We start from the raw sequence: 16,967 nt of genomic DNA on the forward strand, positions 1-16,967 counted from the left end.
GTTCACAGCAGCGCCTCCGGCTCCGGGTGCCGGTACACCAGCCCCTCGCCGCCGCGAAACGGGATCACACGTTCCAGCCTCGCACCGACGCGTTGGGCTACTTGCGCAGACGCATGGTTGCCGGACGCGATCACGCTGACCGCGGTGTGCCAGCCAAAATGGCTGTAGGCCGCGCGCAGGGCGGCGCGGGCGGCCTCGGTGGCATAGCCCTGGCCCTGGGCTTCGGGAAGCAGGGCCCAGGTGATCTCGGGCTCCACCCAGCCTTCCGGGAACCAGAGCCCGGACAGGCCCAGAAACACACCGTCTGACTTGCGCTCCAGCGCCCAGGGTCCGTAGCCGCGCAAAGCCCAGTGGCCGAAGTAGGCCGCGAATTTGCGCCACGCCTCGTCGCGGCCGCAGGGGCCGCCGTAGGTGGCCGACACGGGACTGGCGAAGAAACGGGCCATGCCTTCGAAATCAGCTTCGGCAAAGGGCCGCAGGCGCAGGCGCTCGGATTCGAAACTGGGGATGGTGAGGCCGCAGAGTGCTGCTTTGGGCATTGGGGGAAGGGCAGGAGTGCAAGCGCTCAGCTTAGCCGCTGCCGCCGTTCCTTCACTCAGTGCGTGCGCTTGCGGGCGACTGAGCCGGTGTTCGCGCTACCGCCTGCTTCGCCGTGGGCGACGGCGCTCGACCAAAGCTCTTGCCGGGCCAGCTCGGTGGCCGTGGCGTCATCGGCGGTGACCAGGAACTCGGTGTTGCTGCGCTCGACGAAATAGGCGCTCTTGAAGCGCAAGAGCAGTTCACCCAGGGCCTGGCGAGCTTGGCGCGGTGCGCCGTTGAAGGTGAGGGTCAGCGTGGTCATGCTTGGGGCTTTCTTGGGAACGTGCGGCTCAGGATGTACGAGCAGCTGATTCCAGAACGTCGCAGCTTGATTCCGGTTGACGCCGGGCCGGCACCTGCCGATGGCATCCGCGCGAGGCGCAGCCACCGGGGCTGATTCGTTAGGCCTGCATATCGTTCATGTGCGGGTGTCGATTGCGGCCACAATCGGCGCAGCATCCTGCTGCAATGTCTAAACCGTTCCCCTCGCTGGGTTCGTGGCTTGACGCAGGTGCAGCTAGGGGAGCGAAATGGATATCAAACAGGCTCGGCTACTCTTGGTCGATGATGATCCGGGCAATTTGCGACTGCTGAGTCGCATGCTCGGTGAGTTCAGCAATCAACGGCTCGCGACTTCGGGCGCCCAGGCTTTGCTGTTGGCGCGCGCCGATCCGCCCGACCTCGTCATCGCGGACATGAAGATGCCCGGGCTCTCCGGCGACCAGCTTTGTAGCCTGATCCGGAGCGACCCCCTGCTCGCTGATGTTCCGGTCATGATCGTGACCAGCGATGATTCGAACGAAACCCGGATCAAGCTGCTGCAACTGGGCGCTGCTGATTTCATCTGCAAGCCCGTGAATCCGGAGCAACTGCTGGCTCGCGCTCAGGCCCTGCTCAGAAACGCCGCGCTGCTCAAGCGCTCCCTGCTTGAAAGGGCTGCGCAGAGGCCCGGGCCCTCGCCCTCGCCCTCGCCCTCGCCCTCGCCCATGAGCAGCTCGGGCCCACTCAAGCTGCTCGCGGTGGACGACGATGAGAGCGCCATCGAAGTGTTGAGGTACTCGTTGCACGGGATGGGCGAGGTGCGCGCCGTCCAGTCGGGTCAGGAGGCCTTGGCGCTCGCGGACTCATGGCTCCCGGACATTGTTTTGCTCGATGCCAGCATGCCCGAAATGGATGGGTTTGAAGTCTGCAAAGCATTGAAGGCCCGCCCGGCTCAGCTCCATGTGCCGGTGGTCTTCGTCACCCAGTTCTCGGACCCATCGAGCGAGACGAAGGCGCTTGAGTTGGGCGCGGCCGACTTCATCTCCAAGCCCTATTCGCACGCTGTCTTGAAGGCGCGGGTGCGCAATTTGCTGGACTTGAAGCGCCGCGCCGACGCCGAGCTGTTTGCCGCGGCCCAGCAGGGGCATCGCCTGGCCACCGAGCGCATCGGTGCGGTGATCGAAGGCGCATCGGATGCCATCGTCACCGTGGACAGTACAGGTTATGTGGTTTTGATGAATGTCGCCGCGGGGCGTATGTTTCATGTCGATCACAGGAGTGCCGAGGGGCGTCTCATTGCTGAGCTGCTTGGCCCCGAGCTGGCCGAGCTGGCCGAGCTGGCCGCGGCGCAGCCAGCAGCCACCGGCCAAAACTTGTCACTCAGCCGCCCAGATGGCGCCGCTGTGCCCCTGGAAGTGTCAGTTTCACGCGTGGGCTGTGGCTTGCTGGAGTTGACCACCCTGGTGTTGCGAGACCTCAGCGTGCGCGAGCAGTTGGAGGCAGAGTCCAGGGCGCGCGCCGTGGCCGAAGCCACGAGCCGGACCCGGGCCATGATGCAGGCCTACATCGCGCACGAAATGGGCAATCCCTTGAATGGCATGCTCGGCTGCGCACAGTTGCTGCAAGCTGACGAGCAGTCTCCCTTGACGGCAGCGCAAGCACGCCGAGTCGAAATGATCCGGGCGAGCGGCGAGCAACTCAAGGCACTGATGCGCGACCTGGTGGACCTCGAACATCAGGAGCGGGGTCAGGTCGGCGTCGAGATTGCGCCGGTCGATGTGGTGGCTGTGGCAGACCGCTCCTTGCGGGAGGTGTCGAGCCTGGCCGAGCAGGGCGAAGTGGAGCTTCGCAAAGGGCCCTGCAGCGAGGGGCTGCGCGTGATGGCGGACGCCCAGCGGCTCCAGCAGTGCCTGGTCAATCTGCTGAGCAACGCCGTCAAATACAACCGCAAGGGGGGCTGCGTCGAGCTGACGATCTCGCCCGATCGGCAAGCGGGGCTTGTCAAGATCAGCGTCCGGGACGAGGGCCTGGGCATGGACGTCGCGCAGTGTGAACATCTCTTCGAGCCTTTCAATCGGCTCGGTCGCCAGCATTCCTCAACACCGGGCACGGGCCTTGGCCTGGTGGTCACTCAGCAACTCGTGGCCGCCATGGGAGGACGCATCGAGGTGACGAGCCGTATTGACGAGGGCAGCTGCTTCTCCATCACCTTGCCCTCCAGCCCCACTTGAACGGCTGTTCTTCGCACCAGCGCTTTTGATAGGCCTGCACGATGCCGCAAAAAATTCTCCTCGTGGACGACGATCTGTCGTCGATCCGTTTGATGTCGAACGTGCTGATGGATCTCGGAGCGATTCAGTTCGCGACCAGCGGGCAGGATGCGCTTCGGCTCATTCATGAGCAGGCGCCCAGCGTCATCGTCTTGGACTCCGAGATGCCTGGCATGGGCGGTTTTGAGCTGTGCCAGATCCTCAAGTCCAACCCGGTCACGGCAGAGATTCCGGTCGTGTTTGTCACCAGCCATGCAACCGAAGACTTCCAGGTCACGGGCTTTGACCTTGGGGCTGCGGATTTCATCGCCAAACCGGTCAGCCCGGTCTTGCTGCTGGCGCGTGTTCGTACCCAGCTGCGATTGGCCCAAGCCACCAGCGAACTGCACCGGGTTGCGACCACCGACGCCCTCACCCAGGTCCCCAATCGCGGGCGATTTGACGAGGTGCTGCAGGTGGAGTGGGCACGCTGCCGACGCGCCGGAGAAGCCTTGTGTTTGATGATGATCGATGTCGATCACTTCAAGCTGTTCAATGACTGCTACGGGCATCCGGCCGGCGACGCCTGTCTGATGCGCGTGGCGCAAGCTCTGCGCGCGGTCTGCCTCAGGCCCGGCGACATGGTCGCGCGCTATGGCGGGGAAGAGTTCGTGTTGCTGATGCCGAAGACGGCGCGGGCCGGCGGCATGCATATGGCGTCGCGCGTTCTGGCCGTGATTGCCGACCTTGGCCTGCCCCACGCAGCCTCCTTGACGGCAAACCATGTCACGGTGAGTGTGGGTCTGGGCATCTACGACGCGGAAAGCCCAGGGTGGCAGCCCGGCGGTAACGAGTCACGCGAGCTGGCTGTCCTGGCGCTGCCACTGTCGGCCGAAGATTTGACCCGCGCTGCAGACCGGGCGCTATATGCTGCCAAGGTGGCCGGTCGCGCCCGGGCCTACCGATTGGATGTGGGGGACCTGGACGAGGCTCCATCCAGCGTGGAGTTCACGGCCGCCAATTAGGCGGCCATGCCGCTTGTCGAATGGCGCGACGCGAGAGACAGGGGATGCACCGATGAAGTCAGTTCCACGCGTGCCGCAGGCCGTGCTTGGTGTCGTTTTGATCGGTCTGCTGCTCACAGCGGTCGCTGCGGCGTGGCAGGTGCAGCGCAACCAGCGCACCATCGATGAGGCCTTTGCGCGATTGACGGAGCAGGTTTCGGGAGGCGTTTCCAATGCCATGACTCGTTATGCCTTCGGCTTGCGAGGCGCTCGCGGTGCAGTCATCAGCGCCGGGCCTGACCAGATCTCGCGCGCTGGGTTTCTTCGTTATGCGAAGTCGCGCAAGATTGATGAAGAGTTTCCCGGAGCGCGCGGCTTTGGCTATATCCGGCGTGTGGCGCCGGCTGACGAAGCCAGCTTCCTGGCGGCAGCCCGTCGCGATGGCAAGCCCGACTTCAGCATCAGGCAGTTTGAAGCGCACAGCGGCGACCGTTTCATCATCCAGTACATCGAGCCGGCAGAGCGCAATGCCGCTGCCATCGGGCTCGACATCGCTTCTGAAGCCAATCGTCGAGAGGCGGCGCTGCGCGCCATACGGCAGGATGGCCCCATCCTGACCGGCCCGATCACACTCGTCCAGGCGCAGGGCAAGCCCAAACAATCCTTTCTGCTTCTGCTGCCGGTGTATCAGAACGATGCCGAGCTGGGCTCCCCGGCGGCGCGCGAAGCGGCCACAAAGGGCTGGGCGTATGCGCCCTTGTCCATTGAAGATGTCTTGCTCACCCTCGATGCTCCGAACGGCGATTACACGCTGACCTTGCGGGACCGAACCGGGGCATCGGCCGACCAGGAGGTGCCCCCGTTCTACAGCACACAGCCCGATGGCGAGGCCCGCCCGGCAGTGGCAGTGGCCCACCGGCCGATCCAGATCTATGGCCGGGAGTGGATCGCTGAAGTTCGTGCCACGCCGGCTTTTGTCGCTTCGCTTCGCTTGCTCTCGCCGGGCTTGCTGGCTGCGGGCGGTGCAGGGCTGACCCTCTTGCTGGCGGCTGTGGCCTGGCTGCTCAGCCAGGCCGCCCGGCGAGACGCTGAATTGCTGGCCGAACAGGCCCATCGCGCCGCGCTGGTCGAGTCTTCATCCGACGCCATCATCGGTGCGAGCTTGGACGGCAAGATCACCAGCTGGAACCCCGCGGCACAAGCCATTTTCGGCTTCGCCGCCGAGGACGTGCTGGGTCAGCCGATGGACATCCTGCTGCCAGCCAGCGATGGGACCCTGGGCCAGGGGGAAACACTGGAAAGAATCGCCCAGAATGGAGTGGTGGCAGCCTATGACACGGTGCGCCGCACCCGTGATGGGCGAGAGCTGGACGTCACCGTGTCGGTCGTTCCGGTTCGAGACCTCGGCGGGCGCGTCATCGGGCTGGCCAAGACGATTCGCGACAACAGCGAGCGCAAGGCTGCCGAGCGCGGCCTGCAAACGCTGGCGCAGCAACTGGAGGCGACGGTCGCGGAACGCACGGCCGGCTTGGAGGCAGCCAAGCGAGACCTGCGCACCATCCTGGATGCGCTGCCGTCCATGGTGGGCTACTGGGACGCCGGCTTGCGCAACCGCTTTGCGAACAAGGCGTATCAAGACTGGTTTGGTGTCTCGCCGGAGGCCCTGACGGGCAAGACCATGCAGGAACTGCTGGGTTCCGAGCTGTTCGAGCGCAACCGCCCCTTCATTGAGGCGGCTCTGAGCGGCGAAGCCCAGACCTTCGAGCGTGACCTTCCGCGGCCCGGCGGACCCGGTTCAAGGCATTCGCTGGCGCATTACCTGCCCGATTTCGTTGATGGCGAGGTGCGCGGCTTCTATGTGCTGGTGCACGACGTGACTGAACTCACTGAGACGCGCAGGCAGGCTGCCGCCGCGCAGCGCGACAACGAGTTCTTGCTTCAGACGATCCACCAGCATGCGATTGTTTCGGTCGCCGATGCCCGGGGCATCATCACGGACGCCAACGAGGCGTTTTGCAAAATCTCGGGTTATGCGCTGGACGAGCTGCTCGGGCAGACGCACCGCATCGTCAACTCACGCACGCATCCAGAGGGCTTCTGGCTTGAGGTCTGGCGAACGATCGCCAGCGGCAAGGCCTGGCGCGGCGAAGTCTGCAATCGGGCCAAGGATGGCTCGCTCTACTGGGTGGATAGCATCATTGCCCCTTTTGCCGACGATCAAGGCCGGGTTCAACGCTACATCTCGATCCGGTTTGACATCACCGAACGCAAGCGTTCCCGCGCGCAGTTGGATGCGACTCATGAGCGCCTGGCGCTGGCCACCGACGCTGCAGGCATTGGTTGCTGGGAATATGAGCTCCAGTCCCAAGTGTTGCGCTGGGACGATCAGATGTACCGGCTGTACGGAAGAACTCGCGCGAGTGACGCAGAGCCCTACGCCGTATGGTCTCAGAACGTCCACCCCGACGATGCAGCCGCCTCGGAGCAGGCCCTGCGCGACTGCATCGCAGGCCTGCGGGACTTCAACGTGGAGTTCAGAGTTGTGTATCCAGACGGCCGCATTCGCCACATTCGTGCGGCCGCCAAAACATACCGAGATGAGCATGGCACCGCCGTCCGCATGGTAGGCGTCAACTGGGACATCACGGAACGCAAACAGTCCGAAGTGGAGCTCGCGTCTGCGACTTCCTTGCTGCGAACCGTGCTGGCTTCGGCCACCGACGTTTCCATCATTGCGACCGATGCCGACCTGGTCATCCGTGTGTTCAACCGCGGAGCGGAGCGCTTGCTGGGCTACACCAGCCAAGAAGTGGTGGGCATTGAAACTCCGGGGCTGATTCACGATCCGCTGGAGGTCCTGCAAAGAGCGCAGGAACTGTCTGCCAGTGCGGGGCGCGTGATCGAAGCAGGGGACTATTTCAAGGATCCGCTGGCGCATGGGAGTGCCCGCGAATGGCGCTACACCCGAAAAGACGGGACGACGGTGCTGGTCTCCTTGATCGTCACCGCCATGCTTGACCAGGCTGGCACTCCGCTGGGATACCTGGGTATCGCCTATGACATCACCGCGCAGAAGGAGCAAGAGCAAGCCTTGCTGCGCGCGAAGCAGGCGGCCGAGAAGGCCAGCCTCGCCAAAAGCCAGTTCCTGGCCAATATGAGCCACGAGATCCGCACGCCCATGAACGCCATCATTGGGCTCGGCTATTTGCTGGAACAGACCCACCTGGATGTGCAACAGGCCGACTTCTTGCAGAAGATGACGCGCGCCAGCAAGGGTTTGCTGGGGGTCATCAATGACGTGCTGGACCTCTCCAAGATCGAGGCGGGTGAGCTGAGCATCTCGATGGATGTCTTCGAGCCCGCGGCCTTGCTGGACTATCTGTGCGATGTGCTGCAGGCTCAGGCGGCCCTCAAGAAGATCACCCTGTCGCTGGAGATGCCTTCAAATCTGCCCGCCCATATCAAAGGCGATGCACTCCGGCTGAACCAGATCCTGACCAATCTGTTGGGCAATGCCATCAAGTTCACCGAACAAGGGGGTGTGCGTCTGCTCGTCCAAGTGGTCGATGCCGATGCAGATTGCGTCCAGCTGCGCTTTGAGGTGCATGACTCCGGCATCGGCATCAGCGCGGACAGTGCCAAGCTGCTGTTTCAGCCCTTTGCGCAGGCCGACAACTCCATCACGCGGCGCTTCGGCGGCACGGGGCTGGGTCTGTCGATCGTCAAGCAACTGGCGGAGATGATGGGAGGGCGCGTCGGCGTCGACAGTGCGGTGGGCACAGGCAGCTGTTTCTGGGTCGAGCTGCCCTTCGCCATCGCCAGCGCGCCACAGGACCGACCGCAGCAGCCCGATCGGGCCTTCTCCGCCGGGTCCGCCTTGGCCGGCATTCGCATCTTGGTGGCCGACGACAGCCAGATCAATCTGGAGGTCGCCAAACGCATTCTTGAAGGCGAGGGCGCCGAAGTCGCCATGGCCGTGAACGGGCAAGTGGCCGTGGCTTATCTGCAGGCGCAACCTGATGGGTGCGACATCGTCCTGATGGACGTTCATATGCCCGTGATGGACGGCCTCACGGCGACCCGAACGATTCGGAATCAGCTGGGCTTGACCCTGCCCATCGTGGCCTTGACCGCCGGCGCCCTGGCCAGCCAAAGGCAGGAGGCGGAGCAGGTCGGCATGAGCGACTTTGTCGTCAAGCCGTTTTCTCCCCACGAGCTGGTGGCCTGTATCCGGAAGCATGTCCGTGTTGGTGTCCAGGCGCGCCATCCTTCCCCCGGCGAGGCGGCGTCCAGCCTTGCTCGACCTGCGGCTGAGGACTGGGGCCACTGGCCTGAGTTGCCGGGCATCGCAGGCGCGGAAGTGGCGATGCGCCTGGGCGGCGATCAGGCCTTGTTTGCGACGCTGCTGAAGTACTTGGTCTCAGAGTTTCCAGAGTTTCCGCTGTTGACCGCGGATGAAGACCTGCACGGGTTGGCGGCCCGCGTGCACAAGCTCAGAGGCGGTGCCGGCAATGTGGGCGCCGTGGGCGTTCATCGGGTCGCCACCGACATCGAGGCCGCATGCCGCGCAGGCGATCACGAGCAGGTTGCTGCCTTGCTTCCTGTGTTGAATGCCGCCCTGAAAGAGTTGGCGACAGGCGTCGAGGTGTGGCGGGCGGAGCAGGCGAAACGTCCGAGCGCGACCCCATCGAGGCAGGCTGCGCGTGTGTTGAGCCGCAAAGACATGGAGCCGCTGCTCGAATTGCTCAAGCAACAGCACATCTCCGCGCTCGACCTGTTCGAGGAGCTGGCTCCGGGCCTGGAGGCGTCATTGGGTACGGCCGCCTTTGAGCGCTTGCGCTCGCACATCGAGCAACTCCAGTTTGCCGATGCGGCCATGGAACTGTACACGGCAATCACGGACTTGCCTGCGAGCTAACTTCTACGTTGCCGGGTGCCTCACCCCTGAATCACCCCCAGCTCGACCGCCGCAGCGCCACCGCCTCGCGCACCAGGGGCATCAGCGCATCGGCTTGGCCGCCGTCAATGGCACCGAGGAATTCGCGCCGCATGCGCGGCTCCCAAAACTTCTGAATATGGCCGGCGATGCCGTCCAGGGCTTCGGCGTGGTCGGGCATAGCCTGGAAAAAGGTGCCGATCTGGTTGGCCATGCGGACGAGTTTTTCAATGTCCATGGGTGGGCTTGAAGTTGGGGTCGGGTTCGGGTTCGGGGTCTTGGAGGTCCAGCCGCTCGGGGTGGCAGTAGACGACCAGGTCCTGGCGGCGTGCGAAGCCGACCAGGGTCATATTGGCACGCGCGGCGGTGGCCACGGCGAAAGAGGTGGGGGCGGACACGGCCGCGAGCAGGGGCACGCCGGCGCTGGCGGTCTTCTGCACCATTTCGAAGCTGGCGCGGCTGGTGACGGCGATGAAGCCTTCGCCGGCTTTCACCTCATGCCGGGCCAGGGCGCCGGTCAGCTTGTCCAGGGCGTTATGGCGGCCGACGTCTTCGCGCAGCCATTTCACCTCGCCCTCGGCCGAGCACCAGGCGGCTGCGTGGACGGCGCCGGTGGCCTGCTGCAAGGTCTGGTGCTCAACGAACTGGCCCATGGCCCGGGCTATTGCCGCACGGCTGAACAGCCGGCCCTGGCCTGGCGCGGCCAGCTCCGGCAGATGGCGCGCCACCTGGGCCAGGCTTTCGGTGCCGCAGAGCCCGCAGCCGGTGCGGCCGGTCATCGAGCGGCGGCGGTCTTTCAAGCGGGCGAAGGCCTCGCCGGCGATGCGCAGGTGCAAGGTGATGCCTTGCTCGCTGACTTCCTCCTCGACGCTGAACAATTCGTGTGGCGTGCTCAGGATGCCTTCGCTGAGCGAAAAGCCGAGCGCGAACTCTTCCAGGTCCAGCGGCGTGGCCAGCATCACTGCATGCGAGATGCCGTTGTACTCCAGGGCCACGGGCACTTCCTCGGCCACCCAGTCGTCCACCGCAAAGGCCGCGCCCGCGCGCACGCCCTGCACGGGCAGCACGCGTGCGCCCTCGCAGAACGTGGGCCGTGCCGCGCCCGCCCCGGCGCTTAGCGCTGGGGCCGGGGCCGGGGCTGCCGGTTTGCCGTTGCGCTCACTTGCCATGGGCGCCCTCGGGCTGGCGGGCTTGTTGCAGCGCGTCTTGCTGGGCCTGGTTGAAGCGGCTGTACTCGCGCTGCCACTCCGAGGGCTGCTGCACCGGCATCACCTGCACGGCGGTCACCTTGTACTCGGGGCAGTTGGTGGCCCAGTCGGAGTTGTCGGTGGTGATGACGTTGGCACCGGACTCCGGGAAGTGGAAGGTGGTGTAGACCACACCCGGCTGCACCCGCTCGGTGACGGTGGCGCGCAGCACGGTGTCGCCGGCGCGGCTGGCGATGCCCACCCAGTCGTCGTCCTTGATGCCGCGTTCTTCGGCGTCATGCGGATGGATTTCCAGGCGGTCCTCGCTGTGCCACTGGTTGTTGGGCGTGCGCCGGGTCTGCGCGCCCACGTTGTACTGGCTCAGGATGCGGCCGGTGGTCAGCAGCAGCGGGAACTTGCGCGTCACCTTTTCATCGGTGGGCACGTACTGGGTGATGATGAAGCGGCCCTTGCCGCGCACGAATTTGTCCACGTGCATGATGGGCGTGCCGGCCTCCTCGGTGTGCTCGTTGCAAGGCCATTGCACGCTGCCCAGGCGTTCGATCTTCTCGTAGCTGACGCCGGCGAAGGTTGGGGTTAGCGCGGCGATCTCGGCCATGATCTCCTCGGGATTCTTGTAATCCATCGGATAGCCCAGGGCCTGGGCCAGCTTCTGCGTCACCTCCCAATCGGCATAGCCGGCCAGCGGCGGCATGACCTTGCGCACGCGGCTGATGCGGCGCTCGGCATTGGTGAAGGTGCCGTCCTTTTCCAGGAAGCTTGATCCGGGCAGGAAGACATGGGCGTACTTGGCGGTTTCGTTCAGGAAGATGTCCTGCACCACCACGCATTCCATGGCCATCATGGCCGCGGCCACGTGTTTCGTATTGGGGTCGGACTGCACGATGTCCTCGCCCTCGCAGTACAGGCCCTTGAAGCTGCCCGAGAGCGCCGCGTCGAACATATTCGGGATGCGCAGGCCCGGCTCGGGGTTGATGCTCACGCCCCAGGCCGCTTCGAACTGCGCGCGCACGGTGCTGTCCGACACATGGCGGTAGCCCGGCAGCTCATGCGGGAAGCTGCCCATATCGCAACTGCCCTGCACATTGTTCTGGCCGCGCAGCGGGTTCACGCCCACGCCTTCGCGGCCGACATTGCCGGTGGCCATGGCCAGGTTGGCAATGCCCATCACCATGGTCGAGCCCTGGCTGTGCTCGGTGACGCCCAGGCCGTAGTAGATGGCGGCATTCGGCCGACGCGTGACGGCGGCCGTTCCATCGCTCGCGCCTGTCGCGTACAGCCGTGCCGCGCCGCGCAGCTCGGCCGCTGGCACGCCGCTGGCTGCCTCCAGCGCCTCGGGCGAGTTCTCGGGCCGGGCCACGAACTCGCGCCACTGATTGAAGCTCTTCGGGTCGCAGCGTTCGGCCACATAGGCTTCATTGACCAGGCCCTCGGTGATGATGACATGGGCCAGGGCGGTGATCACCGCCACATTGGTGCCGGGCTTGAGCTGCAGATGGTGGGCCGCCTGGATGTGGGGCGACTTGACCAGGTCGATGCGGCGCGGGTCCACGACGATGAGCTTGGCACCCTCGCGCAGGCGGCGCTTCATGCGCGAGGCGAACACCGGGTGCGCCTCGCTCGGGTTGGCGCCGATGACCATGATCACATCGGCCTTCTCCACCGACTTGAAGGTCTGCGTGCCGGCCGAGGTGCCCAGGGTTTGGCCCAGGCCGTAGCCGGTGGGCGAGTGGCAGACACGGGCGCAGGTGTCGACGTTGTTGTTGCCGAAAGCCGCGCGGATCAGCTTTTGCACCAGGTAGGTTTCTTCGTTGGTGCAGCGCGAGGAGGTGATGCCGCCGATCGAATCCTTGCCATGCTTCGCCTGGATGCGGCGGAACTCGCTGGCCGCGTGGTTCAGCGCCACCTCCCAGCTGACCTCTTGCCAGGGGTCCTGGATGCTGGCGCGAATCATGGGCTTGGTGATGCGGTCCTGGTGGGTGGCATAGCCCCAGGCAAAGCGGCCCTTGACGCAGCTGTGGCCCTCGTTGGCCTTGCCGTCCTTCCAGGGCACCATGCGCACGACCTGCGTGCCCTTCATCTCGGCCTTGAAGCCGCAGCCCACGCCGCAGTAGGCGCAGGTGGTGATGACGCTGTGCTCGGGCTGACCCAGCCAGATGACCGATTTTTCTTGCAGCGTGGCCGTGGGGCAGGCTTCCACGCAGGCGCCGCAGCTCACGCATTCCGATTCCATAAAGGGCTGGTCCTGGCCCGGCGACACGCGCGACTCAAAGCCGCGGCCCGAGATGGTCAGCGCAAAGGTGCCTTGCGTCTCTTCGCAGGCGCGCACGCAGCGGTTGCAGACGATGCACTTGCTCGGGTCGTAGGTGAAGTAGGGGTTGGACTCGTCCTTCTTCGAGTCGCAATGGTGAGCGCCGGCCGCGGCTCCCACGCCATAGCGCACATTGCGCAGGCCCGTCACGCCGGCCATGTCCTGCAGCTCGCAATTGCCATTGGCCGAGCAGGTCAGGCAGTCCAGCGGGTGGTCGGAGATGTAGAGCTCCATCACGCCCTTGCGCAGGTCTTGCAGCTTAGGCGTCTGGGTCTTGACCTTCATGCCAGCCTCGGCCGGCGTGGTGCAGCTGGCCGGGAAGCCCTTGCGGCCCTCCACCTCCACCAGGCAGAGCCGGCAGGAGCCAAAAGGCTCCAGGCTGTCGGTGGCGCAGAGCTTGGGCACCTTGATGCCGGCGTCCACAGCGGCGCGCATCAGCGAGGTGCCCTTGGGCACGGTGACCGGGAAGCCGTCGATTTCCAGCGTCACTTCCTCGGTCGATTCCCGGCGCGGGGTGCCGTGGTCGATGTCTTGCTTGAGATGATCCAACATGGTGATTTGCTCCTGGGCTCAGGCCGCGGCCTGGTCGGGCGCGGCAAGACCGAAGTCCTGCGGGTAGTGGTTCAGCGCCGAGAGCACCGGGAACGGCGTCATGCCGCCCATGGCGCAGAGTGAACCGTGGGTCATGGTGTCGCAGAGGTCGCGCAGCAGGATCACCTGCTCGGCGCGGTTCTGGTTGCTGCGGATGCGGTCGATCACTTCCACGCCGCGGGTCGAGCCGATGCGGCAGGGCGTGCACTTGCCGCAGGACTCGATGGCGCAGAACTCCATGGCGTAGCGGGCCAGCTGGGACAGGTCGGCCGTGTCGTCGTGCACGACGATGCCGCCGTGGCCGACCACGGCGCCCATGGCCGCGTAGGCCTCATAGTCCAGCGGCACATCCCATTGCGACTCGGGCACGTAAGCACCCAGCGGGCCGCCGACCTGCACCGCCTTGATCGGCCGGCCGCTGGCCGTGCCGCCACCGAAGCCGTAGAGCAGCTCGCGCAGCGTCAGGCCGAAGGCTTTTTCGACCAGGCCGCCATGTTTGATATTGCCGGCCAGCTGGAAGGGCAGGGTGCCATGCGAGCGGCCCACGCCAAAGTCACGGTAGGCCTGGGCACCGCGCGCCAGGATGATGGGCGCGCTGGCAAAGGTGATGACGTTGTTGATGACCGTCGGCTGGCCGAACAGGCCCGAGAGCGCCGGCAGCGGCGGCTTGGCGCGCACCACGCCGCGCTTGCCTTCGATGCTCTCCAGCATGGCGGTTTCTTCGCCGCAAACATAACTGCCCGCCGCCTTGCGCACTTCCAAATGGAAGGCCTGGCCGCTGCCGCAGACGCTGTCGCCGAGGAAGCCGGCCGCGGTGGCGCGGGCGATGGCCTCGTTCATTGTCGCGATGGCATGCGGGTACTCGGAGCGGATGTAGATGTAGCCGTCGGTGGCGCCCACCGCCAGCGCGGCGATGGTCATGCCCTCGATCAGCATGAAGGGATCGCCCTCCATGGTCATGCGGTCGGAGTAGGTGCCCGAGTCGCCTTCGTCGGCGTTGCAAACGATGTACTTTTGGTCGGCCTTGGCTTCACGCACCGTCTTCCATTTGATGCCGGCCGGAAAGGCCGCGCCGCCGCGACCGCGCAGGCCCGAGTGCAGCATCTCCTGGATGATGGCGCTGCTGTCCAGGCTGAGCGCCCGGCGCAGGCCGGCCCAGCCTTCGTGGGCTTCGTAGTCGGCCAGCGAGAGCGGGTCGATCACGCCGACGCGGCGGAAGGTCAATCGCTCTTGCAGCGCCAGGAAGGGGATCTGCTCGGTCACGCCCTGGCGCAGCGGGTGTTCGCCGCCCTGCAGCAGGCCGGCATCGAGCAGGCCCGGTACATCGGCGGCCTCGACCGGGCCGTAGGCGATGCGGCCTTGCGGCGTCTGCACCTCGACCAGGGTCTCCAGCCAGAACAGGCCGCGCGAGCCATTGCGCACCAGCTCGACGTTCAGGCCGCGGCATTGGCACTCGTGTCGCAGGGCTTCGGCCACCTCGTCGGCGCCCACCGCCAGCGCGGCGGAGTCGCGCGGCACAAACACTTTCACGATTGAGCTCGTCATCACAGACCCTCCTTGGCCAGCAGGGCGTCGAGCTTGGCCGGCGTCATGCGGGCATGCAGGCGTTCGTTGATCTGCAGGGCCGGTGCTGAGGCGCACAGGCCCAGGCAGTAGACCGGCTCCAGCGTCACCGCGCCATCGGCGCGCGTGTGGTGCGAGGCGCAGCCCAGGCGTGTTTCGGCATGGGCCAGCAGCGCTTCGGCGCCGCGGGCCTGGCAGGCTTCGGCGCGGCAGACTTGCAGCACCTGCTTGCCCGGGGCTGAGCTGCGGAAGAAGTGGTAGTAACTGATCACCCCATGGACCTCGGCCCGGGACAAGCTCAGGTGCTCGGCAATCAGGGGCACGGCGGCCGGCGGCACATGGCCCAGGGCCTCCTGCACGGCATGCAGCAGGGGTAGCAGGGCGCCGTCTCGGGCCGGGTGCGCGGCCAGCAGTTCGTGTATTGATTCGTCCATGGGGAAATTGTGGGGTAAAGCGAAGACAACAAGAGCAAAACAGACTGAGAGAGAGCAAGAGAGCGAGCCCGCCGCAGAGCTTAAGCCGACCCGGCTGGGTCGGCTGCTTGTCATGCCGGGCTCGTCTCGCTTGAGTTCATACGTGCCAGCCTTCAGTTGAAGAACTTGGTGACGCTCAGGCCCGTGCGGTACACACCCCAGGCCAGCGGAATGCCCACCGCAGCCCAGGCCAGCAGCACCAGAGCGATGCTGCTCTGGTGGTGTGTCATGGTGACATTGCCCAGCTCGGAGGCGACAGCGCGGTCATGCGCCAGGCGCTTTTCCTCGGCCAGCTCCGCCGCAGTCATGAAATGCTTTGGGTCCAGCGGCCGCACCAGCAGATTGCAGATCAGGCCGATCACCAGCATGCCCACCAGGATGTACATGGTCTGGTTGTAGACCTGTTCGCGCGGAATGCCCAGGCCCAGTTGGTAGTCGCGCATGTAGTTCACGACGATGGGGCCCAGCACGCCGGCGGTGGCCCAGGCGGTCAGCAGCCGGCCGTGGATGGCTCCCACCATCTGCGTGCCGAAGAGGTCGGCCAGATAGGCCGGCACCGTGGCAAAGCCGCCGCCGTACATGCTCAGGATGATGCAGATCGCGCCCACGAAGAGCAGCTTGTTGCCGGCCATGGCGCTGCCGGGGATGCTGGCGTACATCAGGCCGCCGAGCACGAAGAAGACGACATAGGTCATCTTGCGGCCCAGCTTGTCCGACAGGCTGGCCCAGAAGAAGCGGCCGCCGATGTTGAACAGGCTGATCAGCGCCGCAAAGCCCGCCGCCACGCCGGCGATGGCCGTCAGCTGCGTCTTGTCGAGATTGCCGAACTTGGCCGCCTCACCGCTCAGGCCGATCAGGCTGCCGCCGAAGACCTCCTGCAGCATGGGGCTGGCCATGCCGATCACGCCGATGCCGGCCGACACATTCATGCACAGCACCATCCAGATCAGCCAGAACTGCGGAATGCCCCAGACCTTTTTCACATGCACATGGTTCTGCGTGATCATGGTGTTGCTGGCCTGCGCCTTGGGCGGCGTCCAGCCTTCCGGCTTCCAGCCCGAGGCCGGCACGCGGTAAGACAGCGCGCCGCCCATCATGAAGACAAAGTACACCAGGGCCATCACGACGAAGGTTTGCGCCACGCCCACATCGGTGGGGGTGGCGAACTGCTTCATCAGCTCGGCCGCCAACGGCGAGCCGATCATGGCGCCGCCGCCGAAGCCCATGATGGCCATGCCCGTGGCCATGCCACGGCGGTCGGGGAACCACTTGATCAGGGTCGACACCGGCGAGATATAGCCCAGCCCCAGCCCGATGCCACCGATCACACCTGAGCCCAGCAGCATCAACCAGAACTGATGCAGGTGCACGCCCAAGGCCGAGATCAGCATGCCGCCGCACCAGCACACGGCGCTGACCACGCCGGCCTTGCGCGGGCCGGCCCGCTCCAGCCAGCCGCCCCAGATGGCGGCCGAGCTGCCCAGCAGCACGAAGAACAAGGTGTACATCCAGCCCAGGGTGGAGATCTTCCAGTCGCAGCCGCTGGCGAACAGCTCCTGGAAGAAGCCCACATCGGGCCCGCACTTGATCGCCTCCTTGATGCCCAGCGCCTTGGACAGCGGCAGCCAGAACACCGAGAAACCATAGGCCATGCCGATGCACAGATGAATGGCCAGGGCGGCCGGCGGCACCAGCCAGCGGTTGAAGCCGGGGGCGGCAATGATTCGCTCTTTGTCGAGGAAGCCGGGTTCGGCCCCGCTCAGGCGGTCAGGCGCGCCTGTCATCACAGTGG

Annotated in this window: 11 protein-coding genes; 3 read left to right on the forward strand and 8 right to left on the reverse strand. The window is 65.5% G+C overall.

Annotated features, from left to right (window positions below):
• Nucleotides 1-2: 2 nt before the first annotated feature.
• Both ACQY39_RS05170 and ACQY39_RS05175 read right to left on the reverse strand, forming a co-directional pair.
• Entirely contained in the window at nt 3-539 is a 537-nt protein-coding gene (locus ACQY39_RS05170) for a GNAT family N-acetyltransferase (protein WP_428504039.1), read from the reverse strand.
• Nucleotides 540-595: 56 nt separating this feature from the next.
• The gene (locus ACQY39_RS05175) at nt 596-841 is read right to left on the reverse strand and encodes a hypothetical protein (RefSeq protein WP_428504041.1); all 246 of its coding nucleotides are present in this window, start codon (nt 839-841) and stop codon (nt 596-598) included.
• Nucleotides 842-1,109: 268 nt separating this feature from the next.
• Here ACQY39_RS05175 and ACQY39_RS05180 point away from each other — a divergent pair, with 268 nt between their 5' ends.
• Genes ACQY39_RS05180 through ACQY39_RS05190 form a run of 3 tightly spaced genes read left to right on the forward strand, consistent with a single transcriptional unit; the run spans nt 1,110 to nt 9,011 of the window.
• Nucleotides 1,110-3,071 carry a response regulator gene (locus ACQY39_RS05180; RefSeq protein ID WP_428504043.1) on the forward strand — a complete coding sequence of 654 codons (1,962 nt, stop codon included), beginning with the start codon at nt 1,110-1,112 and terminating at the stop codon, nt 3,069-3,071.
• A 41-nt stretch (nt 3,072-3,112) separates the two neighbouring features.
• Entirely contained in the window at nt 3,113-4,114 is a 1,002-nt protein-coding gene (locus ACQY39_RS05185; RefSeq protein ID WP_428504045.1) for a diguanylate cyclase domain-containing protein, read from the forward strand.
• A gap of 52 nt (nt 4,115-4,166) precedes the next feature.
• Nucleotides 4,167-9,011 carry a PAS domain S-box protein gene (locus ACQY39_RS05190; protein ID WP_428504047.1) on the forward strand — a complete coding sequence of 1,615 codons (4,845 nt, stop codon included), beginning with the start codon at nt 4,167-4,169 and terminating at the stop codon, nt 9,009-9,011.
• Between the two features lie 31 nt (nt 9,012-9,042).
• Here ACQY39_RS05190 and ACQY39_RS05195 read toward each other — a convergent pair whose 3' ends face one another.
• The 6 genes from ACQY39_RS05195 to ACQY39_RS05220 form a co-directional block, all read right to left on the reverse strand.
• Nucleotides 9,043-9,267: a formate dehydrogenase subunit delta gene (locus ACQY39_RS05195; protein WP_428504049.1), complete on the reverse strand. Its 225-nt coding sequence runs from the start codon at nt 9,265-9,267 to the stop codon at nt 9,043-9,045.
• The gene (fdhD, locus tag ACQY39_RS05200) at nt 9,257-10,198 is read right to left on the reverse strand and encodes a formate dehydrogenase accessory sulfurtransferase FdhD (RefSeq protein WP_428504051.1); all 942 of its coding nucleotides are present in this window, start codon (nt 10,196-10,198) and stop codon (nt 9,257-9,259) included. The genes ACQY39_RS05195 and fdhD overlap by 11 nt, the downstream gene beginning before the upstream one ends.
• Nucleotides 10,188-13,100 carry a formate dehydrogenase subunit alpha gene (gene fdhF, locus ACQY39_RS05205; RefSeq protein ID WP_428504053.1) on the reverse strand — a complete coding sequence of 971 codons (2,913 nt, stop codon included), beginning with the start codon at nt 13,098-13,100 and terminating at the stop codon, nt 10,188-10,190. The genes fdhD and fdhF overlap by 11 nt, the downstream gene beginning before the upstream one ends.
• A gap of 18 nt (nt 13,101-13,118) precedes the next feature.
• On the reverse strand, nt 13,119-14,684 hold the full coding sequence (locus ACQY39_RS05210; RefSeq protein WP_428504055.1) for a formate dehydrogenase beta subunit: 1,566 nt from the start codon (nt 14,682-14,684) through the stop codon (nt 13,119-13,121).
• On the reverse strand, nt 14,684-15,136 hold the full coding sequence (locus ACQY39_RS05215) for a formate dehydrogenase subunit gamma (protein ID WP_428504057.1): 453 nt from the start codon (nt 15,134-15,136) through the stop codon (nt 14,684-14,686). The genes ACQY39_RS05210 and ACQY39_RS05215 overlap by 1 nt, the downstream gene beginning before the upstream one ends.
• 152 nt (nt 15,137-15,288) lie before the next feature.
• A complete protein-coding gene (locus tag ACQY39_RS05220) occupies nt 15,289-16,959 on the reverse strand; it encodes an OFA family MFS transporter (protein ID WP_428504059.1) in 1,671 nt (556 codons plus the stop codon).
• Nucleotides 16,960-16,967 lie beyond the last annotated feature (8 nt).

This window comes from Roseateles sp. (genome assembly GCF_965262435.1).
Classification (GTDB): Bacteria; Pseudomonadota; Gammaproteobacteria; order Burkholderiales; family Burkholderiaceae_C; genus Paucibacter_A.

Coding starts and splice junctions, on each gene's coding strand:
- ACQY39_RS05195 (WP_428504049.1), bottom strand. CDS start 9,267: ATGGACATTGAAAAACTCGTCCGCATGGCCAACCAGATCGGCACCTTT.
- ACQY39_RS05210 (WP_428504055.1), bottom strand. CDS start 14,684: ATGACGAGCTCAATCGTGAAAGTGTTTGTGCCGCGCGACTCCGCCGCG.
- ACQY39_RS05180 (WP_428504043.1), top strand. CDS start 1,110: ATGGATATCAAACAGGCTCGGCTACTCTTGGTCGATGATGATCCGGGC.
- fdhF (WP_428504053.1), bottom strand. CDS start 13,100: ATGTTGGATCATCTCAAGCAAGACATCGACCACGGCACCCCGCGCCGG.
- ACQY39_RS05220 (WP_428504059.1), bottom strand. CDS start 16,959: ATGACAGGCGCGCCTGACCGCCTGAGCGGGGCCGAACCCGGCTTCCTC.
- ACQY39_RS05190 (WP_428504047.1), top strand. CDS start 4,167: ATGAAGTCAGTTCCACGCGTGCCGCAGGCCGTGCTTGGTGTCGTTTTG.
- ACQY39_RS05175 (WP_428504041.1), bottom strand. CDS start 841: ATGACCACGCTGACCCTCACCTTCAACGGCGCACCGCGCCAAGCTCGC.
- ACQY39_RS05185 (WP_428504045.1), top strand. CDS start 3,113: ATGCCGCAAAAAATTCTCCTCGTGGACGACGATCTGTCGTCGATCCGT.
- ACQY39_RS05170 (WP_428504039.1), bottom strand. CDS start 539: ATGCCCAAAGCAGCACTCTGCGGCCTCACCATCCCCAGTTTCGAATCC.
- ACQY39_RS05215 (WP_428504057.1), bottom strand. CDS start 15,136: ATGGACGAATCAATACACGAACTGCTGGCCGCGCACCCGGCCCGAGAC.
- fdhD (WP_428504051.1), bottom strand. CDS start 10,198: ATGGCAAGTGAGCGCAACGGCAAACCGGCAGCCCCGGCCCCGGCCCCA.